The 776-nt window shown below is 71.3% G+C and carries 2 protein-coding genes; both read right to left on the reverse strand.

Annotated features, from left to right (window positions below):
* The coding region (locus JGS39_RS40190) for a thiamine pyrophosphate-binding protein (RefSeq protein ID WP_264302878.1) at positions 1 to 483 on the reverse strand (483 nt) is incomplete at its 3' end.
* A gap of 34 nt (positions 484 to 517) precedes the next feature.
* Positions 518 to 776: SDR family oxidoreductase (locus JGS39_RS40195; RefSeq protein ID WP_219574678.1), on the reverse strand; the 259-nt coding region annotated here is incomplete at its 5' end.

Below are 776 nucleotides of genomic sequence, written 5' to 3' on the forward strand. Positions count from 1 at the left end.
CTGCTGGGGGGCGAACTGCAGGTCGATGGGCCATTCGACGCTGACGGGGCCGTGCGGGGCGGTGAGTGCGCGGGCGGCCGCGTCGCGGAGGATGTCGCCGGCGCTCTCGGCGTCGGTGACGGTGACGGCGTGGGTGGAGACCGCGCGGAGCATGCCGAGCTGGTCCTTGGTCTCGTGGATGAAGCCGCGTCCGGAGCCGAGGTACTCGCTGTCGATCTGTCCGGTGATGTGGAGGACGGGTGTGCCGGAGCTCAGGGATTCGATGAGGGATCCGGCGGCGTTGCCTGCTCCGGTACCGGTGCTGGTGAGGGCGCAGCCGAGCTTGCCGGTGGCGGCTTCGTGGCGGACGGGGACGAAGCGGAGGTCTCGGTCGACGGCTTCGACGAGCGGCAGGTTGTGCACGCTGACGATGCCGAACACCGTGTCGACGCCGAGTGCGCGCAGCGTCTCGACGAGCAGGTCGCCGCCGTTGGGTCGGGTCATGTCGGGTGCTCCTGGGGGGTGGTGGGGTGAGGGGTTATGCGACGGCGCGGTTGACGCCGCCGCAGACGTCGACGGTGGTGCCGGTGATGTACGAGGCCCTGGGTGACAGGAGTGCGGTGACGGCGTACGCGACTTCGTCGGCGTTGCCGAGGCGGCCGAGCGCGATGCCGCGGTCGGCGGCGAGTGCGGTCTGCCAGGCGGTGTAGTCGAGGGGGCTGCCGGAGGCGGCGTAGCGGCGTTCCCACTGTCCGGTGTCGACGAGGCCGAGGCAGACGGAGTTGACGCGGATGCCG

This window comes from Streptomyces poriferorum (assembly GCF_019399235.1).
Taxonomy (GTDB): Bacteria; Actinomycetota; Actinomycetes; order Streptomycetales; family Streptomycetaceae; genus Streptomyces; species Streptomyces poriferorum.